Annotated in this window: 15 protein-coding genes; 7 read left to right on the top strand and 8 right to left on the bottom strand. The window is 69.9% G+C overall.

What is annotated here, in order from left to right:
• The 3 genes from ACLJRM_RS29570 to ACLJRM_RS29560 form a co-directional block, all read right to left on the bottom strand.
• Complete coding sequence (locus ACLJRM_RS29570; RefSeq protein ID WP_410664909.1) at positions 1-1,728, bottom strand: HEXXH motif domain-containing protein; 1,728 nt, start codon at positions 1,726-1,728, stop codon at positions 1-3.
• A gap of 89 nt (positions 1,729-1,817) precedes the next feature.
• Positions 1,818-2,015: a hypothetical protein gene (locus tag ACLJRM_RS29565; RefSeq protein ID WP_410664908.1), complete on the bottom strand. Its 198-nt coding sequence runs from the start codon at positions 2,013-2,015 to the stop codon at positions 1,818-1,820.
• A 77-nt stretch (positions 2,016-2,092) separates the two neighbouring features.
• Positions 2,093-2,797 carry a Crp/Fnr family transcriptional regulator gene (locus tag ACLJRM_RS29560; protein ID WP_101612803.1) on the bottom strand — a complete coding sequence of 235 codons (705 nt, stop codon included), beginning with the start codon at positions 2,795-2,797 and terminating at the stop codon, positions 2,093-2,095.
• 186 nt (positions 2,798-2,983) lie between these two features.
• Between ACLJRM_RS29560 and ACLJRM_RS29555 the strand changes: the two genes are divergently transcribed.
• The 4 genes from ACLJRM_RS29555 (at position 2,984) to ACLJRM_RS29540 (ending at position 7,836) form a co-directional block, all read left to right on the top strand.
• On the top strand, positions 2,984-3,394 hold the full coding sequence (locus ACLJRM_RS29555) for a hypothetical protein (protein WP_101612804.1): 411 nt from the start codon (positions 2,984-2,986) through the stop codon (positions 3,392-3,394).
• Positions 3,395-3,668: 274 nt separating this feature from the next.
• Positions 3,669-6,200 carry a phosphocholine-specific phospholipase C gene (locus ACLJRM_RS29550; RefSeq protein WP_101612805.1) on the top strand — a complete coding sequence of 844 codons (2,532 nt, stop codon included), beginning with the start codon at positions 3,669-3,671 and terminating at the stop codon, positions 6,198-6,200.
• A gap of 563 nt (positions 6,201-6,763) precedes the next feature.
• Positions 6,764-7,471 carry a hypothetical protein gene (locus ACLJRM_RS29545; RefSeq protein WP_410664907.1) on the top strand — a complete coding sequence of 236 codons (708 nt, stop codon included), beginning with the start codon at positions 6,764-6,766 and terminating at the stop codon, positions 7,469-7,471.
• Positions 7,471-7,836 carry a GntR family transcriptional regulator gene (locus ACLJRM_RS29540; RefSeq protein ID WP_101612807.1) on the top strand — a complete coding sequence of 122 codons (366 nt, stop codon included), beginning with the start codon at positions 7,471-7,473 and terminating at the stop codon, positions 7,834-7,836. Before ACLJRM_RS29545 ends, ACLJRM_RS29540 begins: the two co-directional genes overlap by 1 nt.
• On the opposite strand, the gene ACLJRM_RS29535 is transcribed toward ACLJRM_RS29540, so the two are convergent.
• Positions 7,825-8,331 (bottom strand): MarR family winged helix-turn-helix transcriptional regulator, encoded by a 507-nt coding sequence (locus tag ACLJRM_RS29535; RefSeq protein WP_410603587.1) that lies wholly within the window; start codon positions 8,329-8,331, stop codon positions 7,825-7,827. The genes ACLJRM_RS29540 and ACLJRM_RS29535 overlap by 12 nt on opposite strands.
• A gap of 94 nt (positions 8,332-8,425) precedes the next feature.
• Here ACLJRM_RS29535 and ACLJRM_RS29530 point away from each other — a divergent pair, with 94 nt between their 5' ends.
• Entirely contained in the window at positions 8,426-9,349 is a 924-nt protein-coding gene (locus ACLJRM_RS29530; protein ID WP_101612809.1) for an EamA family transporter, read from the top strand.
• On the opposite strand, the gene ACLJRM_RS29525 is transcribed toward ACLJRM_RS29530, so the two are convergent.
• Both ACLJRM_RS29525 and ACLJRM_RS29520 read right to left on the bottom strand, forming a co-directional pair.
• The gene (locus ACLJRM_RS29525; protein ID WP_410664906.1) at positions 9,300-15,644 is read right to left on the bottom strand and encodes an SDR family NAD(P)-dependent oxidoreductase; all 6,345 of its coding nucleotides are present in this window, start codon (positions 15,642-15,644) and stop codon (positions 9,300-9,302) included. The genes ACLJRM_RS29530 and ACLJRM_RS29525 overlap by 50 nt on opposite strands.
• 348 nt (positions 15,645-15,992) lie before the next feature.
• Positions 15,993-17,213 (bottom strand): cytochrome P450, encoded by a 1,221-nt coding sequence (locus ACLJRM_RS29520; RefSeq protein WP_410664905.1) that lies wholly within the window; start codon positions 17,211-17,213, stop codon positions 15,993-15,995.
• Between the two features lie 134 nt (positions 17,214-17,347).
• Here ACLJRM_RS29520 and ACLJRM_RS29515 point away from each other — a divergent pair, with 134 nt between their 5' ends.
• Positions 17,348-18,283, top strand: a complete 936-nt coding sequence (locus tag ACLJRM_RS29515) for an ATP-binding cassette domain-containing protein (protein WP_101612812.1) — start codon at positions 17,348-17,350, stop codon at positions 18,281-18,283.
• Positions 18,284-18,324: 41 nt separating this feature from the next.
• Complete coding sequence (locus ACLJRM_RS29510; RefSeq protein WP_410664932.1) at positions 18,325-19,074, top strand: ABC transporter permease; 750 nt, start codon at positions 18,325-18,327, stop codon at positions 19,072-19,074.
• Here the strand turns inward: ACLJRM_RS29510 and ACLJRM_RS29505 are convergent.
• Complete coding sequence (locus ACLJRM_RS29505) at positions 19,058-22,222, bottom strand: BTAD domain-containing putative transcriptional regulator (RefSeq protein WP_410664904.1); 3,165 nt, start codon at positions 22,220-22,222, stop codon at positions 19,058-19,060. The two genes, ACLJRM_RS29510 and ACLJRM_RS29505, sit on opposite strands and share 17 nt — an antisense overlap.
• A gap of 95 nt (positions 22,223-22,317) precedes the next feature.
• Positions 22,318-22,875, bottom strand: a complete 558-nt coding sequence (locus ACLJRM_RS29500; protein ID WP_410664931.1) for a YbhB/YbcL family Raf kinase inhibitor-like protein — start codon at positions 22,873-22,875, stop codon at positions 22,318-22,320.
• Positions 22,876-22,958 lie beyond the last annotated feature (83 nt).

Below are 22,958 nucleotides of genomic sequence, written 5' to 3'. Positions count from 1 at the left end.
TCAGTCCGGTACGAGTTGCCCGATCCACGAGGCGAGTTGTTCCACGGTCGGTGGCCGTGGAACAGCTCTCAAGGGTCGATGCACCGCCCGGACGAGTTCGGGACAGTGCAGCAACGCACGGGCGGCGGGATGGGGGCCTCGCGCCGAGAGTGCGAGACCCAGCCCGACCAGTGAAGCGGGCCGGTCCGGATCCCTGGTGAGTTCCTCTCGGTAGCCGTTGATGGCTCCGAGGAAATCGCCTGCGGCATAAGCGAAATCCGCGGCGGTGGCGCCGGGGACCGCCGGCGGTCGCCCGTCCGGCGAAAGCGGTGTGCCGCCGACGGCGAGCCGGATCAGGTCCATCCTGGCGTGGGACCAGCCGCCGTCCGGTACCGGCGTCGGGGGAAGGTCGGTCGTGTCGAGGGTGGCCGGCGGCCGCGGCCGTCCGCCCAGCCAGGCGGCCGCCAGTCCGCTGACCATCGACGGATCCGGGCGAAGGTGGCGGGCACGCCAGCCCGCGAGGTGATCCCGGCATGCGGCCGTGGCCAGTTCGTTCGCCTCCACCGGGACGGGTTCGCCCCGCCAGGGGCCGAGACGTTCCGCGATTTCGTCGAGGAAGCGTCGCCCCGCGGCGGTCAAGGTCGAGTCCACCCGCAGGACTTGCAGGGTTCGCCACGTCTGACGGCGCCAGAACGCGAATTCGAAGCCGGAACGCCGCGGGCTCTGTCCGGCCTGGTGCAACGCGCGCCAAAAGGCCGTAACCCCGAAGAAGGCATAGACCCCTTGCAAGGCCCCGCTCAGGGGTCGCGGATCGTCCCGCCAAGCCGCGTAGATCCGCTCCCGCGGATCCGGCTCGTACAATTCGACGAGGTGCAACAGGCCGCCCAGCACGATGTGCTGGAACTCGTGGATCAAGCTCTCGGCGAGAGACGCTCCGTCGGAGGGCAGGCCCACCACCGCACTGCCGAACGCCTCCCCGGTCGACGCGCTCGGATTCCGGAAGAGCACCTGGGGTTTCGGTACCAGCGAGGCCAAGCCCACCGGCATGATGCGGGCCAGGCCGGGCAGATGGGCGGCGATCAGACGGCAGGCCTCGTCGATCAGCCGCCGCCAGTCCGCCAGATCCTTGCCCGGCAGCCGTTCCGGTGGGACCGGCTCGTAAAGTCCGCGATAGGGGTCGAGGTCGTCCAGCCGCAGGGAGAAGCGGTGTGCGCCGACCTGGCTCCGCACCCGCCGGATTCCCCACCAGCCCGGGGCATCGGAGTCGTGCGCGCTCGGCAAGCGGACCGTGGTTCCGGCGCTCGACACGGAGTACCGGCCGTTCGCGCCTCGCACGATGGCCGAAGAGAACGTTTCTGTACCAGGGAATCTGGCCATCCCGAGCGAGGGAAGGATGGCGTTTCCCTGCCAGGCCGGGATGACGGCCTCGAAGTCCAGCTCCGCCCGGATCGCCGCGGCCGCCGCGATCGCGTGCGCGTGCCCCAAATGCATCCACAAAGGACCCACGCCGTCGATTCCGTTGCGCAGCAGCCGAGTCGTGTAGCCCGCCCAGCTCCCGGTGTACGGATTGGTGAGCATCCGGGAAACCGCCCGGGGTGCTCGTGCTTCGGCACGTGCAAGGAGTTCCCACGCGAAATCCAGCGACGGCAAGGGGCCCGAGTGGCCCGGGGTCTTGGTGGCCTCGGTCAGCAGCGCGTGGATCAGCAGTTTGCGACGGCTCCGCTCGGCTCGTCGCAGACGGCGGGCCATGTCCTCGTCACCGTCAAGGCGCGCCAGTGCGTCGAAGTCTCGCCACGACAAGCGGTGGAACTCGGGGCGTGGCCCGGACGGCGGCGGCATCAGTCGATGCGCTCACCGGCTCCGTTGGATCCGCTTCTGTAGCGTGCGCGGACATGAGTGGTGCGTTCGACGACATGACGCTCCGAATGGCGGAAGGCGTCACTGTCCAATTCCCGCAACGCGGTGAATGAGACCGCGTCGAGATCGATCAACGCCGATTCGATGTCCGGTTCCGTGCTTGCCGAGAAAGAACTCATCGTGCCGATTCCCTCCACCCCGTGAAACGGTTGCGAGAGTTGAACCTTGACAAGGATAGCCGAGATTCCGGGTTCGATCAGGCCTCTTCCGCCGGTGGTGGCCGTCCGGCGGCCAATTCTCGGAGTGCGCGAGGCCGGGTGATGGTGACGCGCTGGCGCGCGGTGTGCACCACGCCCAGCTTCCGGAGTTCTTCGAGGCCGCGGATCAGGGTGCTGCGGGAGACGCGGGCGAACCCCGCCAATTCCCCTTGGTTGAAGCGAAGGTCGACCTGTTTCCCGTCCGACCAGTCGAGGGCGTGCTGCAGGGCCAGTTCCAGGAGGACCGCGGCGAGGCGCTGGGGGAAATCCGGTCCGCCGGACTCGAGACGCAGCCGATCGGATTGTTGCAGCCGGATCGCCGCGGTACGGAAGATCTCCTCGGCGATGCGAGGCCGGTCGCGCAGCACGCCGAGGAATTTCTCCCGCGACACGACCAGGGTGTGCACCTCGTCGATCGCCGACATGGTGGCGGAACGGGGGAGTCCGCTGATCGGCGCCACCTCGCCCACGATTTCCGCGGGCCCGCGGGCGGCGAGCGGGGCGTCTTCGCCGCGATAGTTGGTGGCGCTGATCTTCACCCAGCCGCGCAGGACGACGAACATGCTCGTGGGCGGACTGCCCTGGAGGGCGAGGATCTGGCCGGGCTGCCATACCTTCACATGCCCCGCGCCGCGGAGGGCGGATTGCTCGGCGGGTGTCAGCCGTTTCCAGATCCCGTACTCGGCCGCAGCGGAACCTGTCATCCCGGCGCTGCCGGATTCACGGAAACCGGATCGGCGCTGTGTTCCATTTGACGCATCGCACACTCCCCCGACTCGCCAGCATGGTCTGTGGGCAGAACGACCCGGAAGTTTCGAACCGCAACCGGTAATTGTGCCAGGCAAGAGGTGACTTCACCAGGCCTCGGGCCGGCGACGGGGGAGGATGTCATGCGCAGTGCCGAAAGTGTCATGGGACGGCCGAAGGATCACCGCCACGAGCCTGCCGAGGAGAGCCCGCGGACGCCCAAGGCGTTCGGGCGAAGACCGGCCTTCTTCGCTCCGCACCCGCCGCTGATCTCCGGCGGGTGGTACCAGGGGGCCGACCACGAGGTCCTCGGCCCGGGGCGGTACCCGGTCCCCCGTCCGCCCGTCAAGTCCGTGAAGGCGGCGTTGTTGTGGGCTCTTTTCTTGGGCCCGTTGGGGTTTTGTTACGTGTCGCCCGTCGGCGGGCTGATCGCGACGGCGGTGTCGGTCATGGCGATCACCTTCGGGGGAGCCCCGTTGGCGGCCGTGATCTGGCCGGTCGTCATGGTGCTTTCGCTGGCCGCCCTGTCCCGGCGCTCCGGGGAAGGGGACTAGGCGACAAGAAAGGTGTCCGGCCGCTTTCGGCCGGATGAACCGGGTGGGGGCCGTTCAAGGGGGGCGGCCCCCATCACGGCCTTCCGGCGAGTCGCTGGGCGAAGCGGCGGCACGCCATCCTCCGAAAGTCGCGTCTTGTTGCTCCGATCATGCAGCGCGGAGACGGAACTCTTGAACCCGAGCCGGTCGATATGTTTCCATCTGCTCGATAGTCGCACCAAAGGTGCAGTTTCGAGCACATTCGAGCGGGTTCAACGCAGTTCTGGAGGGCTTCGTGCGCCGTCGTACCCTGCTGAAGGCCGCTGGTGCGGCTTCCGCCTTCACCTTGCTCCCGGAGAGTGTCCGGCAGGCACTCGCCGCCGACGCCCCGACGGGCGGACTCGACGTCATCGAGCACGTCGTGGTCTTCATGCAGGAGAACCGGTCGTTCGACCACTATCTGGGGACCTTGCGCGGCGTCCGGGGTTTCAACGATCCGGCCGCGATCAAACTGCCTTCGGGGGCATCGGTCTTCCAGCAGCCGGACGGCGGGGGCACGCTGCTTCCCTACGCGATCGACGATCAGTTCATGGCCGACGTCGACCACAGCTGGTCCGGCGGGCACCGGGCGTGGAACAAGGGCCGTCACGACGCGTGGCGCGCGGCCAAGGGCGTCCGCTCGCTGACCTATCACACCCGGTCGGCGCTGCGGTTCTACCACGAGCTCGCCGACGCTTTCACCGTCTGCGACGCCTACCACTGTTCGGAACTGGGCCCCACCAACCCGAACCGGTTGTACCTGTTCACCGGCAAACTCGGGTTCGAACCGGACGGCACCACCCGCGCCATCGGCAACGACGCCTGGCAGAACCCCGGGCACACCGGCTACACCTGGAAGACCTACGCCGAGCGCCTCCAGGCCGCGGGCCGCAGCTGGCGGGTCTATCAGGAATGGGACAACTACGGCGACAATTCGCTGGACTACTTCAGCAGTTTCCTCGCCGTCGGCGCCAAGGCGCTGTCGAAGGTGAAGGACTCCTCCGGCAAGGCCTTCCCGAAGCTGGAGTACCTCTACTACGCCCTCGATTCGGCCTCGGCCGCCGAACGGACCCGGTTGCTCGACGGACTGGCGGCGGGCGTGGCGACCTTGACCGCGGGCGAGCGGGCGCTCTACGACCGCGGGCTGGCCCGTGTCGCGCCGAAGCAGTTGTTGAACGCCTTCAAAGCCGACGTCGACGCGGGCAGGCTCCCGTCGGTGTCCTGGATCGTCGCGCCGGAATCGCAGACCGAGCATCCCGCCTGGGGCCCCAACACCGGCGCGGACCTGGTCAAGTCGATCCTCGACACGATCGCCTCCAAGCCCGGGGTGTGGAACAAGACTCTGTTCCTGCTGACCTACGACGAGGACGGCGGCTTCTTCGACCACATGCCGCCGCCGGCGCCGCCCGCCTCCGACGACGAAGGCAAGAGTTCCGTGGCCACGACCGACGAGTTCGTCTCCGGCGAGCCGATCGGATTGGGCGTGCGGGTGCCGATGTTCGTCATCTCGCCGTGGAGCCGGGGCGGGAAGGTCTGCTCGGAGGTCTTCGACCATACGTCCGTGCTGCGGTTCCTGGAACGGTGGAGCGGCGTCGGCGAACCGAACATCTCGCCGTGGCGGCGCACCGTCTGCGGTGACCTGACCTCGGCGCTGGACACCACCGCGCCGAGCGCCACCTATCCGGCGCTGACCAAACCGGTGCCGACGAGCGGACCGTGGAACACCCAGCCGCAGCCGCCTTCCGTGCAGAAGCCCCCGATACCGGAGAGCGGGGTCAAGACGGCGCGGCCGTTGCCCTATCAGGTGACGGCGTCGGGCCGGGTGACGGCGGAGCGGTTCTGGATCGACTTCGGCAACACCGGAGCCGCGGGCGCGCACTTCTACGTCTACGCCACCGCGCATCGGACCGACGGACCGTGGCGCTACACCGTCGGTGCCGGGGCGTCCCTCTCGGACTACTGGCAGGCGGGTTCGCCGGACGGCGCGTACGACCTCACCACGCACGGCCCCAACGGTTTCCTGCGGCGGTTCGCCGGTAACCGGATCACCGCGACCACCGGGGGCAAACCGAATCCGGAAGTCGTGCTGCGACCGGGTCCCGGCGTCGTGTACCTGAAGATGACCAACGCCGGCGCCGCATGTCAGCTGACCGTGCGCACCGGCAACCGGGGTGGCGGGCCGTGGACGTACTCGGTCGCCCCCGGTGCGACGGTCGAAGACTGGTTCAGCACCGAAGGCGGCATGAGCGGCTGGTACGACCTGAGCGTTCAGGGGCCCGACGGCTTCCTTCGCCGCTTCGCGGGCCATGTCGAGACCGGCGCCGAGACCATCAGCGACCCGGTCATGGGCTCAGGGCCGCTCGCGGCCACGGTCCGCTCGGCCGACAGTCAGGAGACTTCGGGCGAGTCCGGCGCGGCCACGAACGCCGTCGACGGCAACCCGGCCACCCATTGGCACACCAAGTGGTCCGGCGGGGAGGACCCGCTGCCCCACGAACTGCAGCTCGACCTGGGCGCGGCCCGCACCGTCACCGGCCTGACCTATCTGCCGCGCCAGGACGGCTCCGCTCACGGCCGTGTCGGAGGCTACGAGATCCATCTGAGCACCGATGGTTCGGCCTGGGGAAGCCCGGTCTCCGCCGGGACCTTCCCCGACGACGCCGTCCTGAAGACTCTGCGGTTCTGGCCGACGCGGGCCCGCTATGTTCGCTTCCGTGCCCTCACCGAGGCGGGCGGACGCGGCCCGTGGACGTCGGCGGCGGAGGTGACCCCGCTCGGCTGGGCTTGATCGAACGGGCAGAATTCCTTGTCCTCAAGGGAAAGACGAGCGAGCGGCGAGGTTGCTTTTCTGAGAGCGGCGCCATCGCGGCGCATCTTTCCGTCCCTTCTGGGCATCTCGTGAGTGGTGTTCGGGTTCTCTTGAGGGGGTAGGGCAAATGTAGTGTGACCAGCCCCTGTGGTGAAGGACCCCTTCGCTGGCTTCAAGGTCGAAAGGTGGCCTTCGCGCGTGGGTCTGGACTGGTCTACGGCCGCCAGTCGTCCCGAGTGTCCATAAGGGACACGTCCCGGCAGCTGAATGTCCGATTGATAAATAGATGTGCGGTTTGTGCGGAGGTCGTGAGTGGTAAAGAGGGTTCTAACCCTCTTTACCACTCACGACCCCCATGATAAAACGTGCATGTGGGCACTAATCGGACAATTTTCCGTTAAAATTGTCCTATGTAGACAGTCTGGGGCGCGACTTCCTTGTTCGGCTGTCGGTCGAGGGGCGGGGCGCTACGGGCCGCTCTCGCCGCGCGGGAGTCCTCCCGTCTTGTATCGTATGCTTGATACAAGACGGGAGGTTCGATCGTGCCGTTCGACAACATCGTGGCCGACGCCCTGATCATGGGGCTGTTCGGCGTGGTGATCCTGATTCTCCTGTGGCCGGGCGAAACGCAGGGAGCGAAGGTGCTGCGCCGGTGGGGCGTCGGCGATCCTTCGCTGTCGGACGTCGCCGAGGCCGTGCGCTATCTGCGGCGCCGCCGCTTCTGGTACCCCTGGCTGTTCCTCGGGTTGCCGGTGCTGGCCGACGCCGCCGGGGTGCGGGGTGACAGTACGGCGTTCTTCCTGGCCACCCTGCTCGTCGGTGCGCTGATCGCCGAGGTGCTCGCTCAGCGGCCGCCGAAGAGCGCTCGCCGCGAGGCGGGGTTGGATCGGCGTGCGGTGTCGGGGCTCATTCCGGTGTGGGGTCTGGTCACTTACGCGACGATCGTCGCGGCGGCGGTGGCCTGGCTCGTGGTCCATCGCTGGTGGGCGCTGCTCGGGATCGCCGCGGCCGTCTCGGCGGTCACCTGGCTGATCATCCTGCTCGCCGTGCGTCGTCCGTCCACAGGGGACAGTGCGGCCGACGGCGCGTTGCGGGTCCGCAGTGCGCGGGTGGCCGCGGGGCTGGGCCTGGCCGCCACCGTGACCCTGGCGATTCCCGAAGTGACGAACCTCGGCTCGTGGATCCTGGTCGTCGCCGGGTTCGCCGGCTGGTACAACCTCGCCCACCGGTCGCGTGCCGAGGCTGCCTGATGCCACTGAAGGTGGTCGTCGACACGGATCTCGGGATCGCGCCGTGGCGGCAGGTCCGGGACCAGGTCGTCCGGTTGATCACCGCCGGTGCGCTCGCGCCGGGCACTCGGTTGCCGCCCATCCGGCAACTCGCCAGGGATCTGGCGCTGTCTTCGGGCACCGTGGCGCGGGTCTACCGGGAACTGGAAGAGAACGGCTGGGTGCACACCGCGCGCGCCAAGGGCACGGTCGTCGCCGAACTCGCCGACCGTCCCGGCAAAGCGGTCCTGCTGCGAGCCGCCGCGGACGAGTACGCCCGGGCCGTCCGGGAGCTCGGTGCCGACACCGACGCGGCGCTGGCCGCCGTGCTGGAGTCACTCCAGTGACGTGTCGCCGAAGTGTTCGAGCAGCAGCCGTAGGCCGCCGATCAGTTCGGCCCACCGCGCCGGGTCGAGGTCGGGCAGCAGCCCGGCCTCGTTTTCCAGGTGCAGCACGAAAACCTCGTCGACGACCTGCCGTCCCTTGTCGGTCAGCCGGATCTTGACCGACCGGCGGTCGTCGCTGTCGCGCACCCGTTCGACCAGGCCCTTGGTCTCCATGCGGTCGATGCGATTCGTGATCGCCCCCGAGGTGACCATCGCGGCCTTGAGGAGCGCTCCCGGCGTCAAGCCGCCGGCCTCCCCGGAGCGGCGAAGTGTGGTGAGGACGTCGAACTCCCACGACTCCAGGCCGTGCTCGGCGTTGAACTCCTTGAGCTTCTTCTCGAGGATCCGGGAAAGCCGCTGGATGCGCCCGATCACCTCGGCGGGCCAAAGCTTGTCCTCGAGGTCCGGCCGCTCGTGTCGCCAAAGCCCGATCACCGCGTCCACCGCGTCGGCCACGTTGTGCCTCCACTCATCTCAACATTAAGAGACTTGACATTGACAGAACTCGCTGTTGTTATCTCAACGTTGAGATTATCAGTGAGGAGACATCATGGCGATCATCGCCGAGCGGCCCGTCGTCCCAGGTGAGCCGTCATCCGCGAGACCGAATCTTCGCGACGCCGGGCTCGCCGCGCTGGCACCGGCCAGCTGGGGCACCGTCTACGTCGTCACCGCGACCCTGCTGCCCCCGGACCGGCCGCTGCTGGCCGCCGTGCTGAGGGCGCTCCCGGCGGGGCTGCTCCTGCTGGCCCTGACCAGGCGGCTCCCGCACGGCTCCTGGTGGTGGAAGACGGCGGTGCTCGGCATGCTCAACTTCGGCGCCTTCCTCCCGTTGATCTTCCTCGCCGCGTACCGCCTTCCCGGCGGGGTCGCCGCGACCCTCGGCGCCCTGCAACCCCTGATGGTGGCCCTGCTCGCGCTACCGGTACTTCGCGTCCGGACACCGGCGCCGATCCTGCTCGCGGCGATCGCGGGGGCCGGCGGTGTCGCCCTGCTGACGCTCTCGTCGGAGGCCCGGCTCGACTCGCTCGGCCTGGCCGCCATGCTCGGCGCCGTCGGACTCGTCGCCGTGGCACTGGTCCTCGCCAAGAAATGGGGCCGTCCCGAACATCCTTTGGCGATGACCGGCTGGCAGCTGACCCTGGGCGGTCTCGTCCTCGCCCCGGCGACGCTCCTGTTCGAAGGCCTCCCCGGCTCGCTGACGACCGCGAACCTGCTCGGCTACGGCTACATCGGCATCGTCACCACCGCGCTGGCGTATCCGCTGTGGTTCCGCGGCATCGACCGCCTGGCCCCGGCGTCGGTCTCCCTGCTCACGCTGACCAACCCGCTGGTCGCCACCGCCGCCGGGTTTCTCGTGCTCGGCCAGACCCTCACCGGCTGGCAGCTCACCGGATTCGCCGTCGCCCTCTCCGCCTTGACGCTCAGCCAGACATTGACCGCCGTTCGCGCAGGAGCCCGGCGAGTTCGATGACCGTCGGGTGGTCGAACAGCACACGTGCGGGCAGTTCCAGCCCGGTCAGGTCGCGGAGCCGGGTGCGCAGGTCGATGACGGCCAGCGAGTCGAGCCCGAGGTCGGTGAACGGTTTGTCCTCGGGGATCGTGTCCGGATCCTGGTGGCCGAGGACTTCGGCGAGCTCGACGCGGAGCAGGTCTCGCAGTTCCTCCTCCGAGGGTCGCTCCGGCCAGCGCCGGTCCGGCGAGGGCGGCGCCGGTCTCGACGCGGGGCGTCCGAGTCCGTCGGCGATCGGCGGCAGGCCGGCGGCCGTGGGGTCGAGCCGGGCGGCGATCAGGACCGGTTCGGCATGCCCGATCGCGGCATCGAACAGGGCCAGCCCCTGCTCCAGGGTCAGCCCGGCCACCCCGGAGGACTGGATGCGATGCCTCGCCGCGTCGGGAATCAGCGAGCCGAGCCCGGCCTCCAGATCCCAGAGGCCCCAGACGATCGACGTGGCGGGCAGGCCTTCGGCGCGCCGTCGGACGGCCAGCGCGTCGAGAGAGCGGTTCGCGGCTGCGTAGTTCGCCTGCCCGGCGTTGCCGAAAGTGCCTGCCAGGGAAGAAAACAGCACGAAAGCCGAAAGCGGGAGATGCCGGGTCGCCTCGTGCAGGACCTGGGCGGCGTCGGCCTTCGGGCGGAAAACGGTGTCGAGCCCCGCGGTCGTCTGCGCGGTGAACGCGGCGTCGGCGACGACCGCCGCGGAGTGCACGACGGCGGTCAACGGCGGATCGCACGAGTCGACCAGCTGCCGGACGACGGCCGGATCGGCGATGTCGCCGTCGACGATCCGCACGTCGGCGGGCAGCCGGAGGAGCTCTTCCGCGCCCGGCGCGGAGAGGCCGCGACGGCTGACGAGCAGCAGATGCCGGATACCGTGCGCGGACACGAGATGGCGGGCCAGCGCTGCGCCGAGCGCACCGGTACCGCCGGTGATCAGCACGGTGCCCGCCGGATCGATCGGCCGGGCGGGCGCGGGCGCGGTCCGGGCGATCCGCAGCGCGTGCGGCACGCCGTCCCGGATCGCCAGCTGGGGTTCGGGGTTGCCGCCGACGAGTTCGCGCACCTTCTCCACGGGGACTTCGGCGCCGGCTTCGACCACGGTGACCAGGCCGCGGTACTCGGTCGAGGCGGCTGTCCCGAGCCCGAAGACCGCCGCTCCCGCCGGATCGGTCGCGGCGCGGGTGACGACGACCGTGCGTTCCCCGCGCGGGACCGTGTCCTGCAGCGCGGTGAGCACGGTCCGGACGTCGTCGCCGTCGATGATCCGGACGTCGTCGGCGCGCGCGGCCGGGACGGGGACCCAGTGCGGGCGGTAGAGCATCGTGCTCTCGGCGGGAAGTGGCCGGGTGAGCAGGGATTCCACCACCGCGACGGGCATTCCATCGGGGTCGAAGAGTTCGACGCGGGCTTCGCCGGGACCTGTCCGTACACAGTGGACTCGAGCCCTGCGCGCGGCGGGGGCGAAGACGTGGACGCCGCTCCAAAGGAACGGCACGCGCACTTCGGCGTCCGCCGGTTCGGCCAGCGCCAAGGTGTGCACGGCCGCGTCGAGCAGCACGGGATGGATGCCGAACCGGCCGTCGACGCCCTCGGGGAGCGCGACGTCGGCGAACAGTTCGTCGCCGTCCTGCCACAGGCCCGTCACCGCACGGAAGGCGGGACCGTACTCGCGGACCGCGTAGGCCCGGTCCAGATCGACGGGTTCGGTGGCGGGAGGCGGCCACTCGCCCTTCCACGGCTGCGCGAAGACGTCGGACGGGGCCAGGCGGCCCGTGGCGTGACGCGTCCAGTCGCCCTCGTCCTTGGCGTAGATGTCGATCCGGGTCCCGTCCACGACCACCTGGAGCGCGACGTCGGCGGTTTTGCCGAGCCGCAGCGGTGCCTCGATCGTCAGCTCGGCCACACTCGCTTCGCCCGCGTGCAAGGCGATCTCGACGAAAGCGCTGGCGGGGAACAGCGCCGTGCCGCCGACGACGTGGTCGGCGAGCCAGCCGTGCGCGCGCACGCCCGCCGAGCCGCCGTGCACGATCCTCGGCGAGTCGGGCGCGACCAGCGCCGGACCGAGCATCGCGTGCCCACTGCTTTCCGGGCTCCGGCGCGGTTGCGGGTCGAGCCAGAAACGCTCGCGCTGGAAGGGATAGGTCGGCAGGGTGAGCAGGCGGGAACCGCCGTCGAACACCGCTCGCCACGAGACCGGCACTCCCGCGGTGTGCAGTTCGCCCACCGCCTCCAGTACTCCTTGCTCGGTGTCCATAGTGGACACCGCGGGGAGTACCGCTCCCGCGACCCTGCTGAGCGTGGCCGACGGGCCGATCTCCAGGCAGATACCGGTTCCCGCCGCGGCCACGGCGTCCAGCGCGTCGGCGAACCGGACCGTGTCCCTGGCGTGCCGCACCCAATGGTCCGGGCCGAGGCCGGTGATCGCGCGGCCGGTCAGCCCGGAGACCAGCGTGGTCTCCGGGCTCCGGTGGGTCAGCCCGGCGGCGACCTCGCGGAACTCGGCGAGCATCGGATCGATCAGCGGCGAATGGAACGCGTGGCTGACGCGCAGCCGCGTGGAACCCGGCCACTGGGCCGCGATCGCTTCCGTCACGCTCTCGGTTCCGGAGAGGACAAGGGATCGGGGGCCGTTGACCGCGGCGATCGCCACCTGGTCGGCGAATTCCCCGACCAGCGGCGCGACCTCGTCCTCGGCCGCCCGGACCGCGATCATGACGCCCCCGGGCGGCAAAGCGGCCATCAGACGGCCGCGCGCGGCCACCAGGATCCCTGCGTCTTCGAGCGACAGGACACCGGCGACGTGCGCGGCGGCGATCTCCCCGATCGAGTGCCCGGCGACGACGCCCGGCCGGACACCCCACGATTCCAGCAAGCGGAACAGGGCGACCTCGAACGCGAACAGGGCGGCCTGCGCGTGGTCGGTCCGGTTCAGCGCGTCGCCGCCGTCGAACGCGACGTCGCGGACCTGCCCACCCAGCGCCTGGCAGGCCGCGTCGAACGCCGCGCGGAACACGGGGAAACCGTCCGACAGCTCTTTCCCCATTCCCGGGCGCTGTGCGCCTTGCCCGCTGAACAGGTACGCCGCGGTCGCCGGGGCGCGCACGGTCCGGCCGCGGCGGTCACCCGTGGCGAGCGCGCGCAGTGCGGCGAGATCGCCGGACGGGACCATCGCGCGGTGTTCCAGTGGGGTGCGGGTGGTGAGGGTGAACGCGACGTCGTTCGCGTCCCGGCCACCGGCCGTCGCCAGCAGCCCTGAGGCGACCGCTCGCAGCGCGCCCTCGTCGGCGGCGCTCAGCAGCCACGGCGCCGCGAGGGACGCCGCGCGTCCGGCGTCGATCGGCGGTGGCGCTTCCGTGACGACGACGTGCGCGTTCGTACCGCCGATCCCGAACGCGGAAACCCCCGCGTGCCGGGGTTTCGGTCCGGCGGGCCAGTCCTGCGCTTCCGCGAGCAGGGTCACGTCACCCGCGGACCAGCCGACACGCGGACTCGGATCTTCGGCGTGCAGCGACGGCGGCAACTGCCCGTGCCGCAGCGCTTCCACCATCTTGATCACGCCGGCCACCCCGGCCGCCGCCTGGGTGTGCCCGATGTTGGCCTTCACGGACCCGAGCCACAACGGCCGGTCGCGTCCGCCGCCGTACGCGGCGATCAGCGCCTCCGCCTCGATCGGATCGCCGATCGGGGTGGCGGTGCCGTGCCCTTCGACGACGTCGACGTCCATCGCCGACAGGCCCGCGTCGGCCAGCGCGGACGCGATCACCGCCCGCTGCGCCCGCCCGCTCGGCGCCGTCAGCCCGTTCGACGCCCCGTCGGAGTTGACGGCCGAGCCGCTCACCAGCGCCAGGACCGGATGCCCGTTCCGGCGGGCGTCCGACAGCCGCTCCAGCAGCAGGACACCCGCCCCTTCGGCCCAGGCCGTGCCGTTCGCGCCCGCCGCGTAGGAGCGGCACCGGCCGTCCGGGGAAAGGCCGCGCTGGCGGCTGAATTCGAGGAACGTACGCGGCGTCGACATCACCGTGGAGCCACCCGCGACGGCTAGCGAGCATTCCCCGGCCCGCAGTGCGCGCACGGCCCAGTGCAGCGCGACCAGCGAAGAGGAGCACGCGGTGTCGACCGTGATCGCGGGGCCGGTCAAGCCGAAGGTGTAGGAGATCCGGCCGGACGCGAGCGCGTGCGAAGACCCGATGCCCAGCCGTCCTTCCAGCTGATGCCCTTCGAAGCGGCTCGCGTAGTCCTCGTGCATCACCCCGACGAACACGCCGGTGTCGCTGCCCCGCACCGTGGCGGTGTCGAGACCGGCGCGTTCGAACAGCTCCCACGACGTCTCCAGCAGCAGCCGCTGCTGAGGGTCGGTCGCCAGGGCCTCGCGCGGGGACATGCCGAACAAGGCTGGGTCGAAGTCCGCCGCGTCGTAAAGGAATCCGCCGCGGCGGGTGGTGGACCCGCCGATCCGGCCCGGGTCCGGGTCGTACAGCGCCGCCAGGTCCCAGCCCCGGTCGGCCGGGAAGTCGCCGGTGGCGTCGACTCCGCCCGCCACCAGGTTCCACAGGTCTTCGGGCGAGGTCACGCCGCCGGGGAACCGGCACGCCGTCGCGACGATGGCGATCGGTTCGTCGGCGCGAGCGGGCGTGGTTTCCTTGCTGGCAGGCCGGATTTCCCCGGACAGCAGCCGTTCCAGTTCGGCGATGACCGCCGCCGGGGTCGGGAAGTCGTAGACGAGCGACTGGGGAAGGTCGCGGCCGGTCGCGTCGGCCAGCCGGTGCCGCAGGTGCACGCCGCCCACCGACGTCAGACCCAGTTCGGCGAACGGCCGGTCACGCCATCGCTCGCCGAGGTCGTCCTCGCACAGTTCAGTGGTCGCCTCGCGCACCAGCGCTTCGACGTCGTCGGGCCGGGGGACTCGCAACGCCTTCCGCTTCGCTTTCCCCGACGGCGTCCGGGGAAGGCTCTCCATCCGGTGGAAGGCCACCGGAACCTTGAAGGGGGACAGCCGACGGTGGCACAGGCGCCGCACCTCGCCGAGGTCCGGCTCGGCGGAGCCGGAAACGAGGAACGCCACCGGTACGGCCCCGAGGACCTCGTCGGGTCTTCCCGTCACGAGGACGTCGTCCACGCCAGGGAATTCGGCGATGACCGCTTCGATCTCGGTCGGGTGCACGTTCTGGCCGCCGCACACGATGACGTCGTCGGCCCGGCCGTCGATCGTGAGCCGCCCTCCGTCGAGCCTGCCCGCGTCGCCGGTCCGGTACCAGCCGTCGGCTCCTTCGGCGCTCGGTGCCACGCCGGGACCCCGCACCTCGACCTGCCCGTCGGCGACGCGGATCTCCATCCCCGGCAAGGGAGTCAGCTCGTCCTCGCCAGGGAGCTGGACGGCGATCTTGCCGCTGGTCTCGGTACTGCCGTAGCCGTCGAGGACGGGGATGCCGAACAGTTCCCGCACAGCGGCGCGGACCGGCGGAGTGCAGGGCGCGCCCCCGGAGAGGCACAGGCGCGGCGCGGGCAGGGAATCCCGGATCTCCTGCCGCAGGTTCAGAAAGGTCGCCGGGACACCGGCGAGGACGCTGCCGGGATGCGCCGCGAGCGCTCCCGGCAGATCGTGGCCGACGATCCTCGTGTGCGTGCCCAGCGCGATCGTCCCGGCGAAGGCCAGCGACAACGCATACGCGTGGTGCAGCGGAAGCGGCCACAGAACGGTGTCGGCGCCGGAGATCCCGTACATCGGGCCGTAGCAGGCCGCCGACGACCAGAGGACCGCCCGTTGCGTCGTCAGCACGCCTTTGGGGTGGCCGGTCGTGCCCGAGGTGTACAGCAGCCAGGCGGGTTCGTCGAGGCCGAGGTCGTCCCGCGGCTCACCCCGGGCGGGCGACGGCTCGTCCTCGGCGAACACCACCCGCAACCGAGGCCGCTCGGACTGAAGCTCGCGCACGATCGCGGCGTGCCGTTGCTCCGTGACCAGCAGGCCGGCGCCGGAGTCGTCCACCAGCCGCGTCAATTCGGCTGCCGTCGACCTCGTGCTCACCGGAACGCCGATTCCGCCCGCCCGCAGCACCGCCAGGCAGTATTCGACGAATTCGACGCGCCCGCCCAGGTGCACGAGTACCCGGTCACCGCGGGCGATTCCCAGCCCCGTCGCCAACCGGCCGCTCGAGTCCAGCAATTCCCCGGAAGTGAGGGTCCGGTGCGCATCGGTGAACACGGGCCGATCGCCCGGCAATTCCTTCAGCAACGTCACCAATGGCCGCAGCGGCCCGCCGCGAATCTCGGTCATTACACGAAGGTATAGCGACGTTGCCGCACGCTGGTCCGAACGGACGACGCCGCGAACGCGACGAAGTCCTTTCGTGCCCGATCGTGCAGCATCCGCCGACGAATCGCGCAGGGTCCGGTTGGTCGTGAGTGGCGATTCGGGTTCTAGCCACTCGCCCCCGCAGTACATGAAGGCCCCCTTCCTTGCGCCTAGGTACAGGAAGGGGGCCTTCATGTACTCGGGGGAAGGGGCCCTTCACGCGCCGCCGCCCGTGACTGCTGGGGCCGGCGGGTGTCACGTAGTCCGTGAAGGCCTCCTTCACTACCTTCAGGGTAGGCAAGGAGGCCTTCACGGACCTGCGACCAACTCCTACCGGTCCGATTCCCCCCAAGTGACCGGCAATTCATGCACGCCGTAGATGTTCATGTCGGTCTTGAGCTTGACCTCGTCGGCGGGGACGGCGAGCTCGAGATCGGGGAAACGCCGCAGCAGTCCCTCGAAACCCGCGCGCATTTCGATCCGCGACAACTGCTGGCCGAGGCATTGGTGGACGCCGTGGCCGAAGGACAACAGGCCGCGGGCGTTGCGGTGGATGTCCAGGGTGCCGGGGTCGGTGAAGCGCCGCGGGTCGTGGTTGGCGGCCAGCAGCGACACGACGACGGTCGATCCCGCGGGGATCGTTTCGCCGCCGAGTTCGAGGTCTTCGGTGGCGTAGCGGAAGAAGATGTCGGCGACCGACAGATACCGAAGGAGTTCCTCCACGGCACCGGGAAGCAGTTCCGCGTCGGCCCGCAGTTCGGCCAGCTGGCCGGGGTTCTCCAGGAGCGCGAAAGTGCCCAGTGCCAGCATGTTGGCCGTGGTCTCGTGACCGGCGAGCAGCAGCAGGAACGCGGCGCCCGCCAGCTCCTCGATGGTGAGGTCTTCGTAGCGGCCGAGGTCGGACAGGATGTCGTCGCCGGGTGTCTCGCGTTTGCGCGTGACCAGTTCGGTGAGGAACGTGTTCATCCCGATGAACGCGGCCATCTTCTCTTCCAGCGTCTGGTCCCTGATCATGAGCTGGGCGGAGTTGGCCTGGAAGTTCTCCCGGTCCTCATAGGGGACACCGAGCAGTTCGCAGATCACCAGTGAAGGCACCGGCAGCGCGAACTCCTTGACCAGGTCGACCGGCGGGACGAGGTCGGCCATCGCGTCCAGCTGCCGTTCGGTGATCTCGACGATGTGCTCTTCGAGCTGCTTCATCCGCTTCACGGTGAAAGCGCCGGTGAGTCGTTTCCGCAACCGGCCGTGGTCCGGCGGGTCCATGGCGACGAACATGCCCGGCATCGGCGGGGACGGTTCGGTCTGGGCGGGCATCCCCGGTGTCTCGTAGGGCAGGTGGAGGATGCCGATGTCCTGGCGCGAGCTGAACCGGGTGTCGGCCATCATCTGCCGGACCTCGTCGTAGCCGGTGACGAGCCAGCCCTCGTGACCGTCGGGGAACACCATGGGACTCACCGGGCGGGCGTCGCGCAGCCGGGTGATCTCGCGGGGCGGGTGGAAGGGACCCGCGTCGCGCTGCATCGGGAGGCCCTGCGGGACGGTCTGAGTCATCGGGTTCGCCTTTCGTGGTGGTTGTGACGACCACCTTTCGTGCGAGGCCTGACACGTGCCTGACATGGCGCTGACACCACCCGTGTCAGCGCCGTGGCGGGGGCGTGTCAGCCGGGCCGCCCACAGTGAGTCCCATGAAAGATTCAGCGATCACGGTCTCCGGGCTGCGGAAGACCTTCGGCGACAAAGTCGTGCTCGACGGCATCGACCTGGATGTCCCGGCGGGCACCATCTTCTCCCTGCTCGGCCCGAACGGGGCGGGCAAGACGACGACGGTGAACCTCCTGACCACCTTGATGAAGGCCGACGGCGGGACGGCGATGGTCGCCGGGCACGACATCACGACCGGGGCCAAGGCGGTGCGCGCGGCGATCGGGGTCACCGGCCAGTTCGCGGCGGTGGACGAACTGCTGACGGGGCAGGAGAACCTGCAGCTGATGGTGGACCTGAACCGGCGGGCCTCCGGCGGCAAGCGGGTCGTGACCGAGCTGCTGGAGCGGTTCGACCTGGTGGAGTCGGCGCGGAAGCCTGCGTCGGCCTACTCCGGGGGGATGCGCCGGAAACTGGACCTGGCGATGACGCTCGTCGGCGATCCGCGCATCATCTTCCTCGACGAGCCGACCACGGGGCTCGACCCGCGCAGCCGCCGCACGATGTGGTCGATCATCCGCGAGCTGGTGGACGGCGGCGTGACCATCTTCCTCACCACCCAGTACCTCGAGGAAGCCGATCAGCTCGCCGACCGGATCGCGGTCCTCGACGGAGGCCGTCTGGTCGCCAGCGGCACCCCCGCCGAACTCAAGCGCCAGATGCCCGGCACGCACGTCCGGCTCCGGTTCACCACGGTCGCCGAACTCGACGCGGCGGCACGGATCTTCCCCGGCTCCACGCGGGACGACGAGGCGCTCGCCCTGCGGGTCCCCAGCGACGGCGGGACGAAATCCCTGCGCTCGCTCCTGGACACGCTCGACGAGCACGCGATCGCGGCCGAAGAGTTCTCCGTCCACACCCCTGATCTCGACGACGTTTTCCTCGCCCTGACGGGCCACAGCACGGAGGCAGCCAAGTGACCACCCGGACCGCGACCACCGAGACCACGACCACTCACACCATGAGCGCCAAATCGCCTTCGCTGGTGATGTTGCGCCGCAACTTCAAACATCTCACCCGCAACCCGACCTCGGTCTTCAACGCGATCCTGATGCCGGTCGTGATGATGCTGATGTTCGTGTACGTGTTCGGAGACGCGTTCAGCGTCGGCGTCGACTACATCGACTACGCGACGCCGGGCTTGATGCTGCTGGCCGTCTGCTACGGGCTCGGCGCCACGGCGACGGCGGTGAACTCCGACATGACGAAGGGCATCATCAACCGCTTCAAGGTCATGGACGTCTCTCGCGGCGCGGTGCTGACCGGGCACGTCATCGCCAGCGTGCTGACCAACCTGGTCGCCATCGCGGCGCTCACCGGAGTGGCCTTCCTGCTGGGTTTCTCCCCTGCGGCGGGTTTCCTCGAGTGGCTCGGCGTGGTCGGGATCGTCGTGCTGCTCGGTTTCGCGGCGGGCTGGCTCACGGTCGCGCTGGGCTTGGCGGCGAAGTCCCCGGAAACCGCGGGGATGGCCTCCGTGCCGCTGATCATGCTGCCGTTCTTCAGCAGCGCGATCGTGCCGGCCGAGAAGATGGGGCCCGGACTCCGGGAGTTCGCGCAGTACCAGCCCTTCACCCCGATCATCGAGACCCTGCGCGGCCTGCTCAACGGCGGGCCGGCGGCGGGCGACGTGATCCCCGCCCTCGGATGGTGCGCCGGGATCGCGCTCGCCGGCTACCTGTGGGCGTCCTCGACGTTCAAGAAGCGAGCGTGACCTCGACCAAGTGCTTCCAGTCCGTCCGGCTGCCCTCCTGCGCCGCCTCCGCGAACTTCGCTTCGCCGAGGCGGCGCAGCACTGTGCCCTCGATCCTCGTCACGTCCGGGTGGGAGCGATCCGGCAGCCCGCGCAGCTCGTCGGCCGCCCCGAGCAGCCGCGCGGCCTGCTCGGGCTCGTCGCGGCGCAGAGCGAGGTCCGCGACGCCGACGAGCATGTGGGCGATCAGGGGCACGTGCCGTACCTCGGCCGCCGCCTGGCAGGCCGACTCCCGGTGCGCGCGGACTTCCTCGAGATCGTCGGAGAGATACCCCAGCAGGTCGTGGGTGATGGCGCGGACGTGCCCGAGCCCCGCTTCCTCGCCCATCACGCTCGTCGCGAGGGTGAGCTGCTGCTTGGCTTCCTCGGTTTCCCCGCGCCAGTAGGCGAGTTCCGCCCGGGAAAGGGCCAGCATGCCCAGCGCCCCCGGCCAGGTGACCCGTTCGGCGTACCGCTCCGCCTCGGCCGCGGCGGCCGCGCCGGCGTCCGCGTCGCCCAGCAGCCAGAACAGCTGCGCCTGGCGTGACCGCAACCGGATGAGATCCTCGACGGAACCGACCTCGGCCACGACCGTGACCGCCTGCTCGTAGTACTCGCACGCGGTGGCGAATTCGCCGCGCGTGGCGAGCCGGTCCGCCAGTTCGGTCAGGGCGAACGAGATCCCGAACCGTTCGCCGATGGCGCGGAACTCGGCGAGCGCACGCTCGAGATACGTTTCCGCGTCCGGTCCGGGGTGGCCGAGCGTGATCCGCATCTTGCCGAGGTGCAGCCTCCCCAGCGCGCGGACCCAGGCGTTTTCGTCCTCCAGTACCGGTTCCCAGGCGGACAACGTCTCATCGCCCCGCAGCATGCGTTCCAGTGGGACGATGAGACCCAGCAGCGGGTGATTCGCTTCGATGGTCCGGCTGAGCCGGTACGACTCGTGGATCCATTTCGCCGCGGTGTGTTCGTCGGCGAAACCGGAGCTCACGAACAGCGAGACGAGTCCGTACACCACGGCCCCGACCCCGTCGGGTACCTCGCCGGGCGTTTCGACGGCTGCACTGACCAGCTCCATGCCTTCCGCCCGGTGCCCGCTGAGCCACCAGTACCAGCCGCAGGCCGCCGCGAGCCGCATCGCCGACGGTGCGTCACCCGCCGCGAGCGCGCCGCGCATCGCGGAACTGATGTTGTCGTGCTCGGCGTTGAGCTTGGCGAGCCATTCCAGCTGCTCGGTACGGCGGAGCATCGGCTCGGCGGCCTCGGCGAGCTCGGTGAAGTAGGCGAGATGCGCCTCGCGCGCCAGCGCCGTTTCGCCCGCTTCGGCGAGCCGGTGTTCGGCGTATTCCTTGATCGTGCCGAGCATCCGATAGCGCGGCGCTTCGTCGCCCGCGGCGACGAGCAGCGACTTTTCGGTCAGCGCGGTGAGCAATTCGAGCACCTCGTACTGCTCGACGGCCTCGCTCACGCAGACCCGCTCGGCCGCTTCCAGGCTCGCCCCGCCCGAGAACACCGAGAGCCGGGACAGGACCGTCCGTTCGGCTTCGGTCAGCAGCTCCCAGCTCCAGTCGACCATGGCGCGCAACGTCCGGTGCCGGGGCAACGCGGTGCGGCTGCCGCCGGTCAGCAGGCGGAAGCGGTCGTCGAGCCGGTTGGCGAGCTGGTCGATGGACATCGTGCGCAGTCTCGCCGCGGCCAGTTCGATCGCGAGCGGCATCCCGTCGAGCACCCGGCACACCCGGGCCATCGTGGCCAACGTGGTCTCGTCGACCACGAGATCCTTGCGCACCGCGCCCGCCCGGTCCCGCAGCAGCTTGACGGCGGGGGAGGATTCGATCTCGCCGGGACCGGCGTGCCGGTCCGGTACGCCCAGTGGCACGACGGGCCACAACGCCTCGCCGGTGATGCCGAGCGGTTCCCGGCTGGTCGCCAGGATCCGCAGCCGGCGGCATTCCCCGAGCACCCGATGCGCGAAGGCCGCCGCCGACTCGATCACGTGCTCGCAGTTGTCGAGGATCAGCAGTACTTCCCGCTCGCGGATCGCGGCGATGACCCGTTCGATGGGTTCGGCGTTCGGCGAGTCGCCGAGCAGCGCGTCCCGCAGCCCGAGCCCGGCGAGCGTCGCCTGGGCGATGTTCTTCCCACCCCCCTGCCCTTCGGGCCCGCCCCCCTGATCTCCATCGACGCCGATGGCCGCGAGTTCCACCAGCCAGGCCCCGTCCGGCAGATCGCCGAGCAGGGTTCGCGCGGTTTCCGTGGCCAGCCTGGTCTTTCCCGACCCACCGGGCCCGATCAAAGTGGTGAGCCGGTGTTCGGTGACGAGTTCGCGGACCGTGGCGACATCGGCGTCCTTGCCGACGAAACTGGTCAGCTCGGCGCGCACGTTGGTCTTGCGGTTCTCCTCGCGCCGTCCCAGCTCGCCCCGCAGCAGCGCGACGTGCACCGCGGACAGCTCCGGCGAAGGGTCGACGCCCAGCGCGTCGGCCAGGGCTTCCCTGGTGCGCTGGTACACGAGCAGCGCTTCGGTGTCGCGCCCCGTCGCCGCGAGAGCCCGCATCAGCGCGGCGACGAGCCGCTCGCGCAGGGGATGCGCGGCCGCCAGGTCGGTCAGTTCGGTGACCAGTTTCGCGCCGTGGCCGAGGTCGATCTCCGCGTCGAACCGGTCTTCCAACGCCGTCAGGCGCAGTCCGTCGAGCCGGGTGACCGCCGCGTCGAACGCCTCGCTGTCTTGCAAACCGACGTCCTGCATGGCCGCGCCACGCCACAGGGCGAGGGCTTCGCGCAGCCGTTTCGGTTCTTCGTCGCCCCGAGCCTGGCCGACGAGGCGCTCGAACCGTACGGCGTCGACGGAGTCGGGCGCCACCTTCAGCCGATAGCCGTCCGTCTGTCCCTCGACGGCTCCTTCCGGCAGCACCTTTCGCAGCCGGGAAACCAAGCGCTGCAAGGCATTCGTCGCGTCGGCGGGCGGCTGTTCGCCCCAGATCCAGTCGACGAGCGTCGCTTTCGGGACCACACGGCCCGGTTCGAGCGCGAGGGCGATCAGCAGCCCGCGCAGCCGGGCGCCCGGCACGTCGGCGAGGACGCCTTCATCCGTGCGAACCTCGAAAGGGCCGAGCATCCCGATCTGCATTGGGCCGATTTTGCCACGGGTGATCAGCCCGCCTCCGGCCGCGGACTCGGGACTGATCAAGGGATGGCTCTGGGTATGCCGCCGATGTCACCGAGCTACGACTCGCCGCTGATCCTCGCCGTGCCGAGCGAGGCCGCGGTGATCGCCCTGGCGGCGGTCTGCGTCGACGAACTGGAAGTCAAGCCGGTCAGCGAAGCCCGGTCGAGCGCGTGCACGACGAACTCGTAGGTGTTCACCGTCGAGGGCGAGCACGGTCCCTGATAGCCGTAGAGGCTGGCGCTTCCGCGGTAGTAGATCTGCCGGGCGCCCGCGGGCACCGAAGGCCGGTACGCGTGCTCGACGTTCTGGGGGAGCGAGGTCGCGGTCACCGGGATGTCGTAGATGACCCAGTGGATGAGGTTGGCGTTGTCGAGGTCGCGCATGACGATCGCGTAGCTCTTGGCCGCCGCGGGAGCGCTCGACCAGGCCAACGGGGGCGACTCGTTCCTCTTGGCGGGATCCTGCCCGCCGCCGCTGGTGCACTCGTGGACTTTCGGCATGACGCCGCCGTTGGCGAAAGCGGTACTGGACAAGGTGAACGCGTTTTGTCCCGCCGACGCCGCCGTGGCGGGCGCGAGGCCGGTGGCGCCGAGGACGACCAAGGCGCAGAACACGATTCTCGTTGTTCTCACTGGAGACTCCCGAGGCATTTGGGTTCCGGTGCGCAGAATTCAGCGTAGGCAGCCCGGAATGCGGC

Origin of the sequence: Amycolatopsis sp. lyj-84 (genome assembly GCF_046549075.1) — a bacterium.
In the GTDB taxonomy this organism is placed as follows: domain Bacteria; phylum Actinomycetota; class Actinomycetes; order Mycobacteriales; family Pseudonocardiaceae; genus Amycolatopsis.
This window is presented reverse-complemented; position numbering and strand designations above follow the sequence as displayed.